The sequence below is a fragment of the Aquibium pacificum genome, assembly GCF_040839445.1.
GTDB lineage: Bacteria > Pseudomonadota > Alphaproteobacteria > Rhizobiales > Rhizobiaceae > Aquibium > Aquibium pacificus.
Genome location: NZ_JBDPGJ010000003.1, coordinates 209,982 through 226,833, shown reverse-complemented (window position 1 = coordinate 226,833; position 16,852 = coordinate 209,982). Strand labels below are relative to the sequence as shown.

At 66.5% G+C, this 16,852-nt stretch carries 15 protein-coding genes, 1 tRNA gene and 1 pseudogene; 5 read left to right on the top strand and 12 right to left on the bottom strand.

All coding sequences use genetic code 11. The features are described from left to right. Positions 1-311: 311 nt before the first annotated feature. The 5 genes from ABGN05_RS13565 to ABGN05_RS13545 all read right to left on the bottom strand — a co-directional run bounded on the left by ABGN05_RS13565 (position 312) and on the right by ABGN05_RS13545 (position 5,137). Positions 312-401: transfer RNA gene (locus tag ABGN05_RS13565), tRNA-Ser, on the bottom strand. 128 nt (positions 402-529) lie between these two features. Then, positions 530-1,549 carry a histone deacetylase family protein gene (locus ABGN05_RS13560; protein ID WP_367954582.1) on the bottom strand — a complete coding sequence of 340 codons (1,020 nt, stop codon included), beginning with the start codon at positions 1,547-1,549 and terminating at the stop codon, positions 530-532. Next, positions 1,546-2,037 (bottom strand): GNAT family N-acetyltransferase, encoded by a 492-nt coding sequence (locus tag ABGN05_RS13555; protein ID WP_367954581.1) that lies wholly within the window; start codon positions 2,035-2,037, stop codon positions 1,546-1,548. The genes ABGN05_RS13560 and ABGN05_RS13555 overlap by 4 nt, the downstream gene beginning before the upstream one ends. A gap of 65 nt (positions 2,038-2,102) precedes the next feature. Continuing rightward, positions 2,103-3,491, bottom strand: a complete 1,389-nt coding sequence (locus tag ABGN05_RS13550) for an aminotransferase family protein (RefSeq protein ID WP_367954580.1) — start codon at positions 3,489-3,491, stop codon at positions 2,103-2,105. An 11-nt stretch (positions 3,492-3,502) separates the two neighbouring features. Beyond that, the gene (locus ABGN05_RS13545) at positions 3,503-5,137 is read right to left on the bottom strand and encodes a N,N-dimethylformamidase beta subunit family domain-containing protein (RefSeq protein ID WP_367954579.1); all 1,635 of its coding nucleotides are present in this window, start codon (positions 5,135-5,137) and stop codon (positions 3,503-3,505) included. Between the two features lie 526 nt (positions 5,138-5,663). On the opposite strand from ABGN05_RS13545, the gene cysD reads away from it, so the two are divergent. From cysD to cysQ, 3 genes are read left to right on the top strand one after another with little or no spacing between them, the layout of a single operon-like run. Beyond that, a complete protein-coding gene (gene cysD / locus ABGN05_RS13540) occupies positions 5,664-6,569 on the top strand; it encodes a sulfate adenylyltransferase subunit CysD (RefSeq protein ID WP_367955129.1) in 906 nt (301 codons plus the stop codon). After that, the gene (gene cysN / locus ABGN05_RS13535) at positions 6,569-8,476 is read left to right on the top strand and encodes a sulfate adenylyltransferase subunit CysN (protein WP_367954578.1); all 1,908 of its coding nucleotides are present in this window, start codon (positions 6,569-6,571) and stop codon (positions 8,474-8,476) included. Before cysD ends, cysN begins: the two co-directional genes overlap by 1 nt. Positions 8,477-8,480: 4 nt before the next feature. Then, on the top strand, positions 8,481-9,314 hold the full coding sequence (gene cysQ, locus ABGN05_RS13530) for a 3'(2'),5'-bisphosphate nucleotidase CysQ (protein WP_367954577.1): 834 nt from the start codon (positions 8,481-8,483) through the stop codon (positions 9,312-9,314). 46 nt (positions 9,315-9,360) lie between these two features. Here cysQ and ABGN05_RS13525 read toward each other — a convergent pair whose 3' ends face one another. Continuing rightward, entirely contained in the window at positions 9,361-10,539 is a 1,179-nt protein-coding gene (locus ABGN05_RS13525) for an FAD-dependent oxidoreductase (RefSeq protein WP_367954576.1), read from the bottom strand. Between the two features lie 42 nt (positions 10,540-10,581). Further along, positions 10,582-10,950 (bottom strand): annotated as a pseudogene (locus tag ABGN05_RS30275) (transglycosylase SLT domain-containing protein); the annotation flags it as partial. 480 nt (positions 10,951-11,430) lie between these two features. Here ABGN05_RS30275 and ABGN05_RS13515 point away from each other — a divergent pair. Continuing rightward, on the top strand, positions 11,431-12,027 hold the full coding sequence (locus ABGN05_RS13515; RefSeq protein WP_367954575.1) for a methylated-DNA--[protein]-cysteine S-methyltransferase: 597 nt from the start codon (positions 11,431-11,433) through the stop codon (positions 12,025-12,027). A 25-nt stretch (positions 12,028-12,052) separates the two neighbouring features. Here the strand turns inward: ABGN05_RS13515 and ABGN05_RS13510 are convergent, their stop codons facing one another. Further along, a complete protein-coding gene (locus tag ABGN05_RS13510; protein WP_367954574.1) occupies positions 12,053-12,367 on the bottom strand; it encodes a hypothetical protein in 315 nt (104 codons plus the stop codon). A gap of 193 nt (positions 12,368-12,560) precedes the next feature. Further along, positions 12,561-12,968 (bottom strand): hypothetical protein, encoded by a 408-nt coding sequence (locus ABGN05_RS13505; protein WP_367954573.1) that lies wholly within the window; start codon positions 12,966-12,968, stop codon positions 12,561-12,563. A gap of 344 nt (positions 12,969-13,312) precedes the next feature. Between ABGN05_RS13505 and ABGN05_RS13500 the strand changes: the two genes are divergently transcribed. After that, complete coding sequence (locus tag ABGN05_RS13500; RefSeq protein WP_367954572.1) at positions 13,313-13,684, top strand: endonuclease domain-containing protein; 372 nt, start codon at positions 13,313-13,315, stop codon at positions 13,682-13,684. Positions 13,685-13,914: 230 nt separating this feature from the next. On the opposite strand, the gene ABGN05_RS13495 is transcribed toward ABGN05_RS13500, so the two are convergent. From ABGN05_RS13495 to ABGN05_RS13485, 3 genes are all read right to left on the bottom strand, one after another. Next, the gene (locus ABGN05_RS13495; RefSeq protein WP_367954571.1) at positions 13,915-14,361 is read right to left on the bottom strand and encodes a GFA family protein; all 447 of its coding nucleotides are present in this window, start codon (positions 14,359-14,361) and stop codon (positions 13,915-13,917) included. 316 nt (positions 14,362-14,677) lie between these two features. Beyond that, positions 14,678-15,481: an ABC transporter permease gene (locus tag ABGN05_RS13490; protein ID WP_367954570.1), complete on the bottom strand. Its 804-nt coding sequence runs from the start codon at positions 15,479-15,481 to the stop codon at positions 14,678-14,680. Next, positions 15,478-16,518, bottom strand: coding sequence for an ATP-binding cassette domain-containing protein (locus ABGN05_RS13485; protein ID WP_367954569.1), 1,041 nt, complete (start codon positions 16,516-16,518; stop codon positions 15,478-15,480). The genes ABGN05_RS13490 and ABGN05_RS13485 overlap by 4 nt, the downstream gene beginning before the upstream one ends. Positions 16,519-16,852: the final 334 nt, after the last annotated feature.

Sequence of the window (16,852 nt, the reverse complement as noted above, 5' to 3'; positions counted from 1 at the left end):
AAGGGGCGACAGAGACGAGCGCCAGAATTGCCCCGAGAAGAGCCCTTCTCTGTCCCCGAGTTTGCGGTCTAAGAAGCAGAAGAGCTGCCAACCCACGGGAAACGCGGAGCTATTCTGGAGCTAGGCAGAGACGGCCGAGAGACCGGTAGATGAGAAGGAATGGGTGGTGCCGCTTAGGTGACTCGAACCCTTGACCACATTATCAGCCCAACCGCTTCCGCCGAAAGCAGTCAGACGTTGATGGGTGGGTTGGAGGGTAAGAACACACGCATCCTATAAGTACTTGAAAATCATAATCGAAAGCGGAAGAATGGCGGAGGGAGTGGGATTCGAACCCACGGTGAGCTCGCGCCCACGCCGGTTTTCAAGACCGGTGCCTTAAACCGCTCGGCCATCCCTCCGGCTGTGCGCTGTATGGGCGAAGCCGGCGCGGTTTTCAAGGATTCCGGCAGGCGGCGGGTGCACACGATTGATAATCTTGGGATCCGTGACGGGCGGGCGCGCGGCCGTTATGCGGCCGGACCTCCGTTCAGCCGCTCCAACCGGTGAGAAATGCCGTCAGGTTGTCGCTCAGTTCGTCGCAGAGATAGCCGCCTTCCTGCACGATGACGCTGGGCAGCCCCAGTCCAGCGATGGCCGCAGCGATGCGCGAAAAGCCCTCCGTCGTGACCGACAAGCCGCCGAAGGGATCGCCCTCGAAGGCGTCGAGCCCCAGCGCGACGACGAGTGCGTCGGGCGCGAAGGCACGAATGCGGCGCAGGCCTGCTTCGAGCGCTGCCAGAAAACCTTCGTCGGCGGTCTTGCGCGGCAGGGGCAGGTTCAAATTGTAGCCGAGGCCCGGCCCCTCCCCGCGCTCGTCGGCATGGCCCCAGAAAAACGGGTAGAAGCGGACGGGATCGGCGTGGATCGAGACCGTCAGCACGTCCGGGCGTGCATAGAAGATGCCCTGCGTCCCGTTGCCGTGGTGGAGATCGACGTCGAGGATGGCAACCCGGTCCGCCCGGCGGCGCAGGCGCTGCGCGGCGACGGCGGAGTTGTTGACGAAGCAGAACCCGCCCGCGACGTCGGCGAAGGCGTGGTGGCCCGGCGGCCGGCAGAGCGCGTAGGCGACCCGATCGCCAGCCATCACCGCATCGGCGGCAGCAGCGGCGCTCCAGGCGCTCCAGCACACGCTGCGCCAGGTCTCGGCCGAGATCGGGCAGGCCGTGTCGGCCATGTGGTAGCCGGCCTGACCCACCGCCGATGCGGGATACGCGCCGTTGCGGGCAAGCGGGTGGATGTTGGGGATCACCTCCTCGGAAGCGTCGGGGATGCGCCGCCAGCGGGCATGGATGTTCTGCAGGAATTCGAGATATTCCGGCGTGTGGACCGCCGCCATCGGCGCCAGCCCGAGATCGGCCGGCCGCTCGATCGTGCATCCCGCGGCAATCGCACCGGCAAGCAGCCGCACCGCGCGCTCGGGCTGTTCGGGGTTGGGCTGCGGCGCGCCGCTCGAGAGGAACGCCTTGGGATCGTGCCGCTTCTGTTCGTCGGCGTAGTAGGCCTTCATCCGGTTTCCTTCGAGGCCAGTCTGTCGCCGGCATCCGCCAATGCGGCGAATGCTTCGTCATGGGCGGAAAGAATACGCTCCCGGGTGGCATGCTTCATGCCGAGCCCCTCATAGAAGAGCTGCGCTGAGACGTTGGCGGCATCGACGGAGAGCCGGACATAGGCGCCGCCGCGCGCCCGGGTGATGGCGGCGACCCGCTGCAGCAGTCCGCCCGCCACGCCGCGCCGGCGCCATTGGGGGTAGACGTAGAGATCAAGGACATAGGCGCCGGGCTTGCCGCGGTAGGTCGAAAAGCTCGGGAAGAAGACGCAGACGCCCGCCGTCTCGGAGCCGTCTTGGGCGATCAGCGCCTCGAAGGCGGGTTTGTCGCCGAACCCGTGGCGGGCGATATCCTGCGGCGTGCTGACGACGCGGTGGCGTTCGTCCATCGCATCGGAAAGGCCGAGGACGGCATCGTGGATGGTTGCGGCATCCGCGGAGGTGGCCATCCGAAATGTGAGCGCGTTCCCCATGCTAGGCGATCACGCTGTCGCGGTCCCAAACCATGTGCGCCTCACCCGTTCACTGGCAGGTCGAGTTCTCCCGCGAGCGCCACCAGCGCATCGCCCAGAATCCCGATGATCTCGTCCACCTGCTCCCGCGTCACGACCATAGGCGGTGCGAGGATGAAATTGTCGCCGTCCCGCCCGCCCTTCACCCGCCGCGCATAGATGATGAGGCCGCGCTCGTAGCAGAGGTCCAGCAGGCGCTGGTAGGCCATCCGGCGCGGAGGTATGGGTGCCAGCGTTTCCGGGTCGGCGACCATTTCGGCGCCGATCAGGAGGCCCTTGCCGCGCACGTCGGCGATGAAGGGAAAGCGTGATTGCAGGCCGCGCAGTTCCTCCATCAGCGCCTCGCCCATGGCGGCGGCGTTCTCGATCAGCCGCAGCCGGTCCATTTCGCCGAGCACGGCAAGACCCGCCGCGCAGGCGAGCGGGTTACCGGCATAGGTGTGGCCGTGCTGGAAACCGCCGGCCTCGAGCAGCGGCTGGACCAGGCGGGAGGAGGCCGCCATGGCGCCGAGCGGCGCATAGCCGGAGCCGATCCCCTTCGACATAGCGACGATGTCGGGCCGGCAGTTCCAGTGGTCTCCGCCGAGGAAGCGGCCGGTGCGCCCCGCCCCGCTCATCACCTCGTCGTGGATCAGGAGCACGCCGTGGCGGTCGCAGATCTCGCGGATGCGGCCGTAGTAGCTGTCCGGCGCCACCAGCGCCGCCGTGGCCGCGCCGCCGATCGGCTCCATGATGAAGGCGAGCACGGATTCGGGGCCTTCCTCGAGTATCTTCTCCTCCAGCATGTCGGCGTAGCGCAGCCCGCGCTCCTCCATGGAGAGGTTGTCGCGGTCGCGCCAGGCGGCCGGCGCCGGAATGGTCGGCATCTTCTGCATCAGCGGCCAGAAACTCTGCGACAGCGCGTCGTCGCCTGTGACCGATAGCGAGCCGAGCGTCCCGCCGTGATAGGAAGGAAACCGCGTCACCACCTTCCAGCGCTGCGGCTGGTTCGTCGCCACGGCCCACTGGCGGGCGAGCTTGATGCAGGATTCGACCGCCTCCGAACCGCCGGAGACGAAGAACATGCGGTCGAGCCCTGCGGGCATCCGCGCCGCCAGCTGCCGCGCCAGTTCCTCGGCCGGCTCGTTCTCGAAATGCAGCCGGTAGGCGAAGGTGACGCGGTCCATCTGCCGCTTCATCGCCTGAATGACGTTGCGGTTGCCGTGGCCGATGTTGACGACCATGGGACCGCTGGAGCCGTCGATGTAGCGCCGGCCGGACTGGTCCCAGATGTAGATGCCTTCGGCGCGGTCGACCAGCGGCCGGCGCGAACTGGCGAGATAGAAGAGGTTGGACGGTCGCGGAGCGCCTTCGGGCGCTTTGTCCGTCGTCGGTGTCGCATTCGTCAGCATGGCGCTCTTGCCTATCGGTTCAGGTAGCGGTCGAGGACGTTGGCGGTGACGCGTTCGACCATCGCGTCGCGCCGCATGAGCCCCGCGACCCATTCGCAGCTTCCGGCATGGAATACCTCACCCTCGCCGCGCTGGAAATCGACGATCATGCCGGCGCCGCGCTTCACGCGGTCGACGGAGGCATCGCTGTCGTCGCCGACCAGGGTCTGCGCGACGAACTTCGCATCCTCGTCGGAAAGGAACTGGTCGTCGGCGGGAACGTCCGTACTCTCTTCCTTCAGGGACGACATGCCGAGCGCCAGGATCCGCAATCCGTCCGGCGCGCCGCTCGTCTGCGAGGGTTCGGGCAATCCGCCGCGGATGACGTAGTCGAGCCCGTCGACCTCGTAGCCGAAGACGTGGCTCTTCTCCCCGAGCAGGTCGCCATAGTAGATGCCGGTTCCCGCGAATGCCCAGTGCTCGGGCCTGTAGACCGGAAAGCCGCGCACGCCGCGCGGCGCGCAGCCGCCCCAGCCGGCATAGAGCCCCTGCGTGGCGTTCAGTCCGAAGGTCAGGGCGCCCGGCCGGCCGACCTCGGGCGCTTCCCACGAGGTCGTGGCGCGGCTCCTCTCTTCCAGGCGGTAGACCGGGTCTTCGGCCCGCGCGCGATACTTGTAACAGGTCTGGCGCCGCCCCTCGTCCTCCAGCCGCGTCTGCCACATGAAGTTGCCGGCGAAACGCGCAACCCGCCCTCCCCGCTCGACGTAACCGTCGACGGCGTCGCGCATCTCCCATGTCCAGTACTCGTCATGCCCGACGAAGACGACGCAGTCGTAGCCGTCGAGGATCTCCGGATCGAAGTGAAGCTCGTGCTGGCTCGCCAGATCGATGGCGTAGCCCGCCCGCTCCGCCCAGCGGAAGAAATGGCTGTCGTAGCTTGCCCAGCCGGAGGAGGCATACTTGCGCGAATGGCCGTTGGCGAAGGCCCATTCCATGTGCGGATAGCGCGGCGCGGTCGCCGGCGGGAGTTGGAACTCGAGGGGCACGCGCGGAGCGTCCGCGGGCAGCACGACGAAGCCGCGGCAGAACGGACGCTCGATGCTCACCGTCGGCGCATACATGTCGCGGTTCGGCCCGGTGATGCCTTGGTAGTGGTTTGACCCGCCCCAGGTATTGTAGGCCGTCCAGGTGCCGGTCGCGGCGACCTGGAGGACGCGGCCCGGCCTGCGGCCCGGCTCCGGCCGCAGGATGAAGAGATGATGGCAGCGGATCGGCGCACCGTTTCGTGCTTCCGCCGTAAGCGTGATGCGGTAGGCGCCGGAGGGCCACTCGCGCGGCACCTCGAACGCGAAGCTCGCGTCCCAGCCGCAGCCCTCGACGGAGCACTGGTCCGGTGTGTCCTGCCAACGTGATCGGATGTCTTCGCGAGAGAACACGGGCGTCTCCGTTCCTCCGTCGCGCGTGATCTCGATCGCGAAGCTCGGCGCGGTGGACGACACGTGCAGTCGGACACTGTCGCCGGCGGCGTATGAGTAGTGGTCCGTGTAGCACCAGATCTCGCCGCGCTCGCCATCCATGCCCGGCCATTCGTACCTGTTGCCGTTGACCGCCTCGCGGCGCTCCTCGGGCGTTAGGCCGTAGTCGGGGAAGGAATTGCTGGGCGGCATTGCGGTCGGTCATCCAGGCTGTCGAGACCCCGGGGCGGCAGGTGCGGCTGCGCTTCTCCCCGAGCGCGGCGACAATATCCGACGACGGGTCGAGCCTCCACTGGAATGCAGCCGGTCATGATCGAAATCCGGCGGCGATCGAATCGCATGCTACCAACCTTGCCGATCGCCAACTCCCCCTTCCGCCCCATTCATCCGCGACAATTGCTTGAAGGTCGCCGATGATTGGAACGGCGCAGAACGCATCGCGGGGACCGCGAGCCACGAAAAGCGATCGATAAGCCTTGCTCGCCTGCGACACTTCGCCGATTCGAAGTCTGTCATGAATGAAGGCAATCTCCGTGCCGCGAGCCCCGGCCCTTCGAGAGATTGCCTTGCCATCCACCGTCGGCACAGTGATAGGACCGGTGTATTGGGGTGAACGTCACCGGAATTCGGGAAATTTCGATAATCGATTGCTTGAAACTCTCCGGCAGATCGAACATAGAGCCCGCACTTTCTCATTTTTAAGAATGGAATGGCCGATATGTCCCTGGTGGCCTCCCACCTGCAGCGCCTCGAAGCAGAATCCATCCACATCATGCGTGAGGTGGCCGCGACAATGTCGAAGCCGGTCATGCTCTATTCGATCGGCAAGGATTCGGCCGTCATGCTGCACCTTGCCATGAAGGCCTTCTATCCGGGCAAACCGCCCTTCCCGCTTCTCCACGTCGACACGACCTGGAAGTTCAGCGAGATGATCGCCTTCCGGGATCGCATGGCTGCGGAACTCGGCTTCGATCTGCTCGTGCACATCAACGAGGAAGGCGTCAGGGAAGGCATCGGTCCGTTCTCGCACGGTTCCAACACCCACACGCACATCATGAAGACGGTCGCGCTTCGCCAGGCGCTCGACAAGTACGGCTTCGACGCGGCGTTCGGCGGAGCACGGCGCGACGAGGAGAAGAGCCGAGCCAAGGAACGTATCTTCTCCTTCCGCGATTCGCAGCACGGCTGGGACCCGAAGAACCAGCGGCCGGAGATGTGGAACATCTACAACACGCGCGTCGCCGCCGGTGAATCCATCCGCGTGTTTCCGCTGTCCAACTGGACCGAGCTCGACATCTGGCAGTACATTCTGCAGGAGAACATCCCGATCGTTCCCCTCTACTTCGCGAAAGAGCGCCCGGTCGTCGAACGGGACGGCATGCTGATCATGGTCAACGACGACCGGATGAAGCTCCTGCCGGGCGAGACGGTGCAGAGCCGTAAGGTCCGGTTCCGGACGCTGGGCTGCTATCCGCTGACCGGCGCGATCGATTCCGACGCCGAGACGCTGGAGGAGATCGTGGAGGAGATGCTGGTTGCCCGCACCTCCGAGCGGCAGGGCCGGATGATCGACCGCGACGAGTCCGGATCGATGGAAAAGAAGAAGCGCGAGGGTTATTTCTGATGAACGACAGCGCCACGCTGGCCGCCGAGGTTCCTTCAGAGCTTCGCGCCTATCTCGCCGAACAGGAGAACAAGTCGCTCCTGCGTTTCCTTACCTGCGGATCGGTCGACGACGGCAAGTCGACGCTAATCGGACGGCTGCTCTACGACACGAAGCTGATCTTCGAGGACCAGCTTGCCGCGCTCGAGAAAGATTCCAGGAAGCACGGCACGACCGGCGAGGACATCGATTTCGCGCTGCTGGTCGACGGGCTCGAGGCGGAACGCGAGCAGGGCATCACGATCGACGTCGCCTATCGCTTCTTCGCGACGGCGAAGCGCAAGTTCATCGTCGCGGACACGCCCGGCCACGAGCAGTACACGCGCAACATGGCAACCGGCGCCTCGACCGCCGATCTGGCAATCGTGCTCGTCGATGCCCGCAGCGGCATCCTGCGCCAGACGCGGCGGCATTCCTTCATCGCCTCGCTGCTCGGCATCCGCCAGATCGTACTCGCAGTGAACAAGATCGACCTCGTCGGCTACGACCAGGAGGTATTCGACCGCATCGCGGAAGAGTATGTCGACTTCGCGAAGGACCTCGGCTTCGAGGCGATCGTCCCGATCCCGATCTCGGCCCGCTACGGCGACAACGTCACCTCGAGCTCCAAAAACATGACCTGGTATACGGGTCCGACCCTGCTCGACCACCTCGAACAGGTGCCCGTGGGGCATGTCGAGGCCGAAAAGCCGTTCCGGTTTCCGGTGCAATACGTCAACCGTCCGAACCTCGACTTCCGTGGCTTCAGCGGCACGATCGCCTCCGGCACGATCGCCAAGGGCGATCCGGTCGTGGTGGCGAAATCCGGCAAGGCGTCCAAGGTCGCCCGTATCGTGACGCATGGCGGCGATCGCGAGAAAGCCGCCGCGGGTGACGCGGTAACGATCGTTCTCCAGGACGAGATTGATGCGTCGCGCGGCAACATGCTGGTTTCCCCGACCGCGCGTCCGCATGTGGCGGACCAGTTCACCGCCGACATCATCTGGTTCGACGAGCATCCGCTGATGCCGGGACGCACCTATATCCTGCGCACGGAGACGAACCAGTGTCCGGCCTCCGTGACGGCGCTCAAGCACCGGATCGACGTCAATACATTCGCGCACGAGGCGGCGAAGTCGCTGGAACTCAACGAGATCGGCTCGTGCAACATCTCAACGCAGCAGCCGATCGCCTTCGACATCTACTCGGACGACCGCGCGACCGGCGCCTTCATCCTGATCGACCGGATGACCAACCGCACGGTCGGCGCGGGACTGATACGCCATCCACTGCGTCGCGCCTCCAACGTGCACTGGCAGGCGCTCGACATCGACAAGGCGACGCGGGCGCTACAGAAACACCAGAAGCCCGTGGCGCTGTGGTTCACCGGCCTTTCCGGTTCGGGCAAGTCGACGGTGGCGAACCTTCTCGAGAAGAAGCTGCACGCGGAGGGGCGCCACACCTACATCCTCGACGGCGACAACATTCGCCACGGGCTCAACCGCGACCTCGGCTTCACCGAGGAAGACCGGGTGGAAAACATCCGCCGCGTAGCCGAGACTGCCCGGCTGATGGTCGATGCCGGACTGATCGTGCTGGTCTCCTTCATCTCGCCGTTCCGCGCGGAACGGCGCATGGCGCGCGAACTTCTGGGAGAAGGCGAATTCGTCGAGATCTTCGTCGACACGCCCTTCGAGGAATGCGCGCGGCGCGATCCCAAGGGGCTCTATGCCAAGGCGCTGAAAGGCGAGATCACCAACTTCACGGGTGTCGATTCGCCCTACGAAGAGCCTGAGCACGCCGAGATCCATCTCAAGACCTCCGGCCGGTCGCCCGAGGAACTTGCCGAGGAGATCGGCACCTGGCTGAACGACAAAGGGATTGCCTGAGCGGATGAACGACAACAGGCACGGTGACGGCGCGATACTGGCGCTTTTCGAGGATCTGGCGCTGAAGGCCGGCCAGGCCATCATGAAGGTCTACGATGCGGGCTTCGTGACCGACACGAAGGCCGATTCCTCGCCTGTGACGGAGGCTGACCGCGCGGCCGAGAAGATCATCCTCGCCGGGCTGCGCGACAGGCTGGAAGGCATCGTCTGCGTCGCCGAGGAGGAAATCTCGGCCGGCAAGGTGCCGGGCGATCTTGGCTCGGAGTTCATCCTGATCGACCCGCTCGACGGAACGAAGGAGTTCATCGGGCGCAAGTCGGACTTCACCGTCAACATCGCCCTGGTTCGCGAAGGAAAGCCGGTCATCGGCGTCGTCTTCGCACCTGCGCGCGGAGATATCTATTCCGGCCGCCCGGGTCATGCGAGCCACGGGCGGGTCTCCAGCGCATTTGCGATCGAGAAGACTTCGGCAATGTCGGTCCGCGAGGCGGCTTCGCCGCCGAAGGTCGTCGCCAGCCGTTCACACCGCACCCCCGAGACCGACGTCTTCATCGGAAAGTTCCCGGGCGCCGAGACCGTCTCGGTCGGATCGTCGCTGAAGTTCTGCCTGCTCGCGAGCGGCGAGGCCGACCTCTACCCGCGCTTCGGCCGCACGATGGAATGGGACACGGCGGCCGGCGACGCGGTGTTGCGTGCGGCGGGCGGGACGACCCGCCTCGTCGACGGCGGAGCGTTCGTCTACGGCAAGCGCAAGCAGGCCGACGACGTCGACTTCGCCAATCCCTGGTTCGTCGCGATCGGCGACGCCGCGCTGCTGTCATCGATCGGCGCCGACTGAGGCGCCGAAGACGAGACAGCGCCGGACGCCGGCCAGTCCTAATGCCTCAAAGGTCCTTGTACTTCCGCATCCAGCGGCGGTCGTTCCATTCCTTCGCGGTCCAGAGCCAGTCGCCGCGTGCGTAGAGCCAGCCGCGCGAGGCGACGGCGTGCTTCCCGCCGGTCGAGATGAGGGCGAGATGCCGTTTCTGCGGCCGCCATGGCTGCGGTGCCTCGCCCAGCGCGGCGCTGCGAAGATTACGCGCCAGCGGCGGACCGGCGCGCACGGCATAGACGCCGGCCTTCTCCCGCGGGGTTTCCACCAGCGCGGCGCAGTCGCCGGCCGCGAACACGGCTCGATCATCGAGCGACTGGAGGGTCGGCCCCACCTTCACGAAGCCGTTCTCGTCGAGGGCGAGGCCGGTGTTCCCCAGCCAGCCCGGCGCCGCGGCGTGGGTCGTCACCAGGACGGCGTCGGCGGGAAGTTCCATCCCCTCCTCGGTGACCACCGCGTCGGCGCGGATTTCCCTTACCCTGGCGTTCTCGATCAGCCGCACCCCTTGTTCGGCGAAGGTCTTGCGAAACGCGTCCTGCACATGCCGGTTGTGCGTGGCGAGGATATCGCCTGCCGTCACCAGCGCGAAGGAGAAGGCGTCGGGCGAAAGCCCGTGCGCCGGCGCGTCCCGCAGCAGGCGGTGCCTGAGCGACAGGAGGAGTTCGACGCCGCCCGCCCCGCCCCCGATGCCGGCGATGCGGCGCGGACCGTCGGGCCGATAAAGCCGTTCGAGCAGGGCATCGAACTTTTCCAGAAACCTGCCGATGGGCTTGACCGCGATGCCGTGCTCGGCAGCCCCCGCGATCCTGTCGAGCGCCGGCGTGATACCGACGTCGAGCGACAGGAGGTCATAGGGCAGCGACGAGCCGTCGGCGAGCAGGAGGTGCCGCCTCCCCTGGTCCAGCCCGGTCGCGGTGGCGTGGACGAGGCGCGTTCCCGTCGCCGCGCAGAGCTTCTCGAGGTCGATGTAGACGTCGTCCCGATCATAGAGCCCGGCGACGAGGCCGGGCAGCATACCCGAATAGGGCGTGTCGAGGTCCTTGGTCACGAGCGTCAGGCGGATCCGCGGATCGGGATGCCGGCCGAAGGAGCGCAGCACGTGGACATGCGCATGTCCGCCGCCGACCAGCACGATTTCGCGGGGATTCGCGGTCGATCCTTCCGATGCCTGTAATACGGAACCCCGGCTCATGCAGGCTTCACGGAACGCGGTCGGTCCCGGGGACCGGCGGGGTCAGCCGGCCTTGGGCTTTCGTGTCCGGTCGCGGCCGAGACCCGTCTCGTCAAGCAGGCCGGCGCGCTTGGCGTCGTAGTAATAGCCCCGGGCATAGAACTGCACCGCCCTGTCGTGATTCCCGCCCGCAACCATATAGGCACCGCGCAGATAGCGGACGGCATAACGAAGATTTGTCTCGGCATCGAGCAGCTTTTCGGCCGGACCGTCGAAGCCCATCCCCCTTGCCGTGGCGTGCTTGATCTGCATCAGCCCCCAGTGACCGCGATTGTAGGCGCTGGGGCGAAAATTGCTCTCGCGCTTCACCACCCGGCGAACCAGGTCCTCCGGCACGTCGTATTCGGCGGCATAATGCGTGATCAGCCGGTCGACCTTGGCGCGTTCGTCGTCGCTGGCCGCTGCCGGCGCGAATGCCACGGCGGCGGCGCTGATCGAAGCCGGCGTCGGTCCGGCATAGGAGACCGTTTTGATCTCGGGTGTGGGATGAAGGATGGCTTCCTCCTCTGCCAGGGAGAGGATGGGTCCTTCGGCGGGAAGGACCGGATCGGCCATGGGCGCCACCGACAGGACGGCTGCCGCGTCGATCCCGCTCGTGCTGCAGCCCGCGCCCGCAAGCAGCGGGAGACAGATGGCGGACAGAAATAGATATCGTACGGAGCGCACCGCTTCAGCCTTGCCGTCTCGAAGTCCCGCCCGGATTTTCCTTACCGGAGAGACGCTTGCCGGGCAAGAGCCGGCTGACGAACGGTGCCGACGGAGGCTCGAAGCGGTGGAAGCATTCAAGTTCTTCATTTGTTCCGATGCTCGGATGTGGTAGGACGCTTCCGGAAGGATCGCACCGGAGGCACCATGAGACCGGCAGCCATCGGCTATCACCTGGTCGAAACGCGACTCGGCGTCGTCGGCATCGCGTGGAGCGAGCGCGGGCTGACGCGGCTGCAGCTTCCGGGCCGCGACGCGGCCGAGACCGAGCGGCTGCTGACCATGCCGCGCAGCGGGTTTCACAATCCCGAATGCCGGAGCGACGCGAGGGTCATCCTGGAGGCGCTGCTTCCGCCCGCCATGGCAGGTCTCGCGGCGAGCCTGAAGCGCTATGCGGCCGGCGACGTGGTGGATTTCGACGAGGTCCCCGTTCACCTTCGGGGCGTGGGCGAGTTCCGCAGGGCCGTCTACCGGGAAGCAAGGGCGATCAGGTTCGGAGACGTGACCACATACGGCGAACTCGCCGAGCGCGCCGGTCATGCGGGGGCGGCGCGGGAGACGGGACAGGCGATGGGATCGAACCCGTGTCCGCTGGTGATTCCGTGTCATCGCATTCTTGCCGCCGGCCGGAAGCCCGGCGGCTTTTCCGCGCCCGGAGGCGTATCGACCAAGACGCGCCTTCTGGCGCTCGAAGGCGTGCGGATCGGGCCGGACGCAGCCGCCCAGACGCGCTTTGCCTTCTGATTCCCCCGGGGCTCATTTGCCGGTCTCAATTGAACAGTATGTCGTCGTCGTAGTTGATCTGCTTGCAGTTGCGCACGAAGCACTGCGCCCGGTCGGCGGTCGGGATCCACGCATTGGCGGCATATTCGCCGGCCGCGCAGAACCCCGCGTGCTGGACATAGCGGTCATAGCGCGTAAGGCTCGGATTGCGCCTGGACGGATAGCGGAAGATCACCGCCCCTTCCCGCGCCACGGCCGACTGCGCCTGCGCGCAGCTCATGTCCAGCGAATTGTATCGCGAAATGGCATGCGCGGGTGCGGCCGCGGCAGCGAGAGCGATCGTCAGGGCAACCAGTTTCATCGAACCTCCTCGCGCGCCACCGGCTGGCGGTTTTCCGGTTGTACGCGCACCTATCGTCGACGGCATTCAGTCCCAGCATTGCGGCGAGGTTGCGGCGCCGGCAGAGCCGCGCGCAACGCCCGGCGCGCCGCGAGGCGCTTTCGCCGCCCGGCTCACCGGATCCGAGAGTGGAACGCGAGCCTGCAATGGCATTTCAGGAGGTGTCGAGACGGGCGATGACCCATCCGCCGGGCGCGACATGGCGTGGGCGGGCGTGCGACCGCGGGAGCCGCGGGCTGAGGACGATCACCCAGCCGTCGTCCCGGCCAACAGGGTCGAGCATGGCGAAGACGAGGGCCGCGAGTGCGCGCAGGCGCAGGGCGAGCACCATCGCGTCCACCGGGCCCCACCCCGTTTCGGGATCGTCCCCGAAGCATGAAAAGTCGGTCTCGATCGTCTCCGCCACGAACCCCAGCGCTACGGCCTCCGCCCGGCGCAGGATGCACAGCACGACGAAGCGCACCGGAAAGGACCGGCCGGCGGCACGCTCGGCCATCACGGCGAACGAGACGAGCAGCTCCGCAATGCGCCTCAGCGTCCGATCGTCCAGTGTTGCAGCCATGTGTGCGCCTCGTGAAACCGACGGGTATTGTGGTGCTGGCCAGTTGGGGCGTGGACGGAAAGCGAGTGGGATTTATGGAAGGGGTTGATTTTGTTGGAAAGGCTAGCGGGGTTTGTCTACGCGCGGACCGGTTCGTGGTGCGTTCGCCGAGGATGGTTGGGACCTTTTCCTTCTCCCCTTGTGGGAAAAGTGGGTATTGGCCAGACGGATCAGGCAGGTCGAGACACGAGGAGGCTGCGGGACCGATACCTCTCGGACATCTCGCTCCGGCTAGCACCCCTCATCCGACCTCGCTGACGCGAGGCCACCTTCTCCCACAAGGGGAGAAGGAATAGTCTGCGGCCATGCCGCACCAGTCCGTTCCAGAGGAGAAGCGCCGCTTCGCCAGGCATTTGCGCCGCGCGATGACCGAGGCCGAGGACCGGCTTTGGCAGGAACTGCGCGGACGCCGGCTGGACGGCATCAAGTTCCGCCGGCAGGTGCCGGTCGGGCGTTACGTCGCCGACTTCCTGTGCGCGGAGGCGATGCTGATCGTCGAGGTGGACGGTAGCCAACATGCCGAGTCGGTGCGTGATATCGAACGCGACTCCGACCTGAAGCGGCGCGGATTCCGGGTGCTGCGGTTCTGGAACGATGACGTGCTTCGGGACATGAATGCCGTGTGCGATACGATAATCGCCTATGTGCGGGACCGGTCATTGCAGCCGTGGCGGTGAAGGCGCGCCTTGCCTTCTCCCCTTGTGGGAGAAGGTGGCCTCGCGTCAGCGAGGTCGGATGAGGGGTGCTAGCCGGAGCGAGATATCCGAGAGGTATCGGTCCCGCAGCCTCCTCGTGTCTTGAGCTGCCTGATCCGTCTCCGGCCAACACCCCTCATCCGCCCCTTCGGGGCACCTTCTCCCACAAGGGGAGAAGGAAAGGCGAGCCACGGCCACGCCCTTCACCCGTGCTACGCCTGATACTCCGTCAACAGCCCCTCATACTCCTCCATCGCGGGGAACTCCGCAAAACTCCTCGCCGCGCCCGTCTCCGCAAAGGGCAGCTTCGTGCTCGTAAAGGTCTCCATGAACGGCCGGAACCAGCCTGTCTCGTCCAGCATGGTCGGCCGCACGTTCACGAACTGCATGCCTTCAATGCGCGTGAACATCCAGGTCATACAGTGGCCGCAAAAGAAGTGGTGGCTTTGGGGGCCGTGCAGGCCGCCGATGACGGGCTCGCCCTTGGTCACCTCGAAGCCGTCGGCGGGGACCATGGCCGTCAGCGAATAGGCGCTGGCCGACATCTTCTGGCAGCCGCGGCAGTGGCAGGCGCTGGTGGCGATCGGCGGTTTCGACACGCGGATTTCGACGCGGCCGCAGCGGCACGAACCCGAAAGCGGAAGAGGCACGTTCGACATTGCAGTCTCCTCGGTCGTCCTACGCCACCTCCCTACCCTTTTTCCTCTTGCGGGAGAAGGAACGGCGGCAGGATCTCGCGAGGCGCCCCCCTCTGTCGGCTTTGCCGACATCTCCCCCACGAGGGGGGAGATCAGCAGCTTCGCGACCGCGCCTATGCTGGAGGCGCAGGTTGCGTCATGGCGGCCCGGGACAAGGTAGCGGTCGGGCAGCAGCCCTCATCCGACCGAGCTTGGCTCGGCCGCAAAGGCGAGCCTCGGGTCTCGTCCTCCGGACCCCACAAGGGCAGAAGAAGAGGCGTGCCTGCCGGTTCTCGGCCTAGTTCCGCCGGTAGAGCCACAGCGTCACCGGCGCCAGCAGCAGCGTGAGCACCACCGGCGCGGCGAGCGCCAGAAGCACCTCGCTGCCGCTCGCGGTGCCGGCCATCAGGCCGCGCAGCGCCGTCGTCATGTGCGAGACGGGGTTTCTCACGACGAAAGCCTCCAGCCAGGCCGGCATCGTCTCGGGCTGCACCATGATGTTGGAGGCGAAGACCAGCGGGAACATGAAGGTGAAGCCGACCGTCATCACCGTCATCGGCGTGCGGATGACCAACCCCAGCACGATGAAGATCCACCCCGTGCCGAAGCCGATGGCGAAGAGCAGCAGGAAGGAGGCGACGACGCCGGCAACACCTGCCTGCGGCCGATAGCCGAGCGCCAGGCCGACGCCGAGGATGATCAGGCCGGCGATCAGGTGGCGCAGAACGTCTCCCACCATCAGCCCGGCAAAGGGCGAGAGCTGCCAGATCGGCAGCGAGCGGAAGCGCTCGAACAGGCCCTTGGTGAGGTCGGTCGAGAGCCCGACGCCGGAATAGACCGAGTTGAACACCACCGTCTGCACCAGGATGCCCGGCAGGAAGAACTGCAGATAGTCGCCCGGGGAGCCGGCGAGCGCGCCGCCGAACACAAAGGTGAAGAGCAGCGTGAACATGAGCGGCGTCATGATCAGGTCGAAAAGCTGCTCGGGCAGATGGCGGAACTTCAGCACCGCGCGCCAGCCGAAGGTGAGCGCGTTGGAGAACGCGCCGGCCGGCCGCGGCGGCGCCACGGTGGAAAGCATCGCGGGCGACCGCGCGGTCATGGCGTCACCTCCCCGGGTCGTGCCTCGTCGCCGGAAGCCTCGTCGGCCGGCGCGCCGGTGAGAGCGAAGAACACCTCGTCCAGGCTCGGCGCGCCCATGGAGAAATCGGCGATCTCGATGCCCGACGAGATAAGCGCCGCGATCGCTTCGTTGGCCTGCCTCGCCGATCCCGTCATGACCGAAAGGCGCGCGCCTTCGGCATTGCGCTTCACCGTGCCGCCAAGCCGGGCGGCCAGAAGCGCGGCCGCCTCGTCGAGGCGCGCCGGGTCGGCCGGCGTCACGTGCACGTAGCCGGAGCCGGTCGCGGCCTTCAGCTCGCGGCTCGTCCCCTCGGCGATCTTGCGGCCGTGGTCGATGACGGCGATGCGCGCGGCGAGCTGGTCCGCCTCCTCGAGATACTGCGTGGTGAGCAGGATGGTGACGCCGCCGGCCGCCAGTTCGCGGATCATGCGCCACACGCCCTGGCGCGCCTTTGGGTCGAGCCCGGTCGTCGGCTCGTCGAGGAAGAGCACGCCGGGCGTCACCACCAGCGAGGCGGCGATGTCGAGCCGCCGACGCATGCCGCCGGAAAAATCCTTCACCTGGCGCCGCGCGGCCTCCGTCAGCTCGAAGGCGGCGAGCAGCTCGTCCGCCCGCGCGCGCGCGGCGCGGTGACGGAACCCCCAGAGACGCGCCAGCAGGATGAGGTTCTCGCGTCCCGTCAGGTCCTCGTCCAGCGAAGCGAACTGGCCGGTGAGCGCGATCGACGCGCGCACGGCCTGCGGCTCGGTGAGCAGATCGTGACCCATCACGGTTGCCTGGCCCGCGTCGGGCGTCAGCAGGGTCGCCAGCATGCGGATCAGGGTCGTCTTGCCGGCACCGTTGGGGCCGAGCACGGCGAAGATCATGCCGCGCGGCACGTCGAGGTCGACGCCGTCGACCGCCTTCACCGCGCCGAAATGGCGCACGAGCCCGCGCGCGGAAATGGCGAGCGGTACTTCGGGCACCAGGGACGCCGGGCCCCCGGCCTCATGAAAATTCCTGACAGTCTCGTTCATCGCAATCTCTCAAGACCGTCCCGCCGCTCGGAAGTGGGCCCCATACAGGAAGCTGCAGGAATTTTGAAGGAGGGGGCGGGAGGATGCTGACACGGGCGGGCGCCTCTGCGTATCCTTGCGGCGCCCTGAGAAGGAGTGAGCCCCGGAACGAAAAAAGGCCGGGGAAGACCCGACCTTTCCGTTGTTGCGCCGTCACGGGCGATGCCAGTTCATCCGTGGTCATGCGACCGGAAGCGTATGCCGCATGCGGGTTTCCGCTGCAGCCGTCCTGACGGATAGCCGCATTGTATGACGAGCTGATGACGCCCTGCTTCTCCGGGCGGCGGAGACCGGG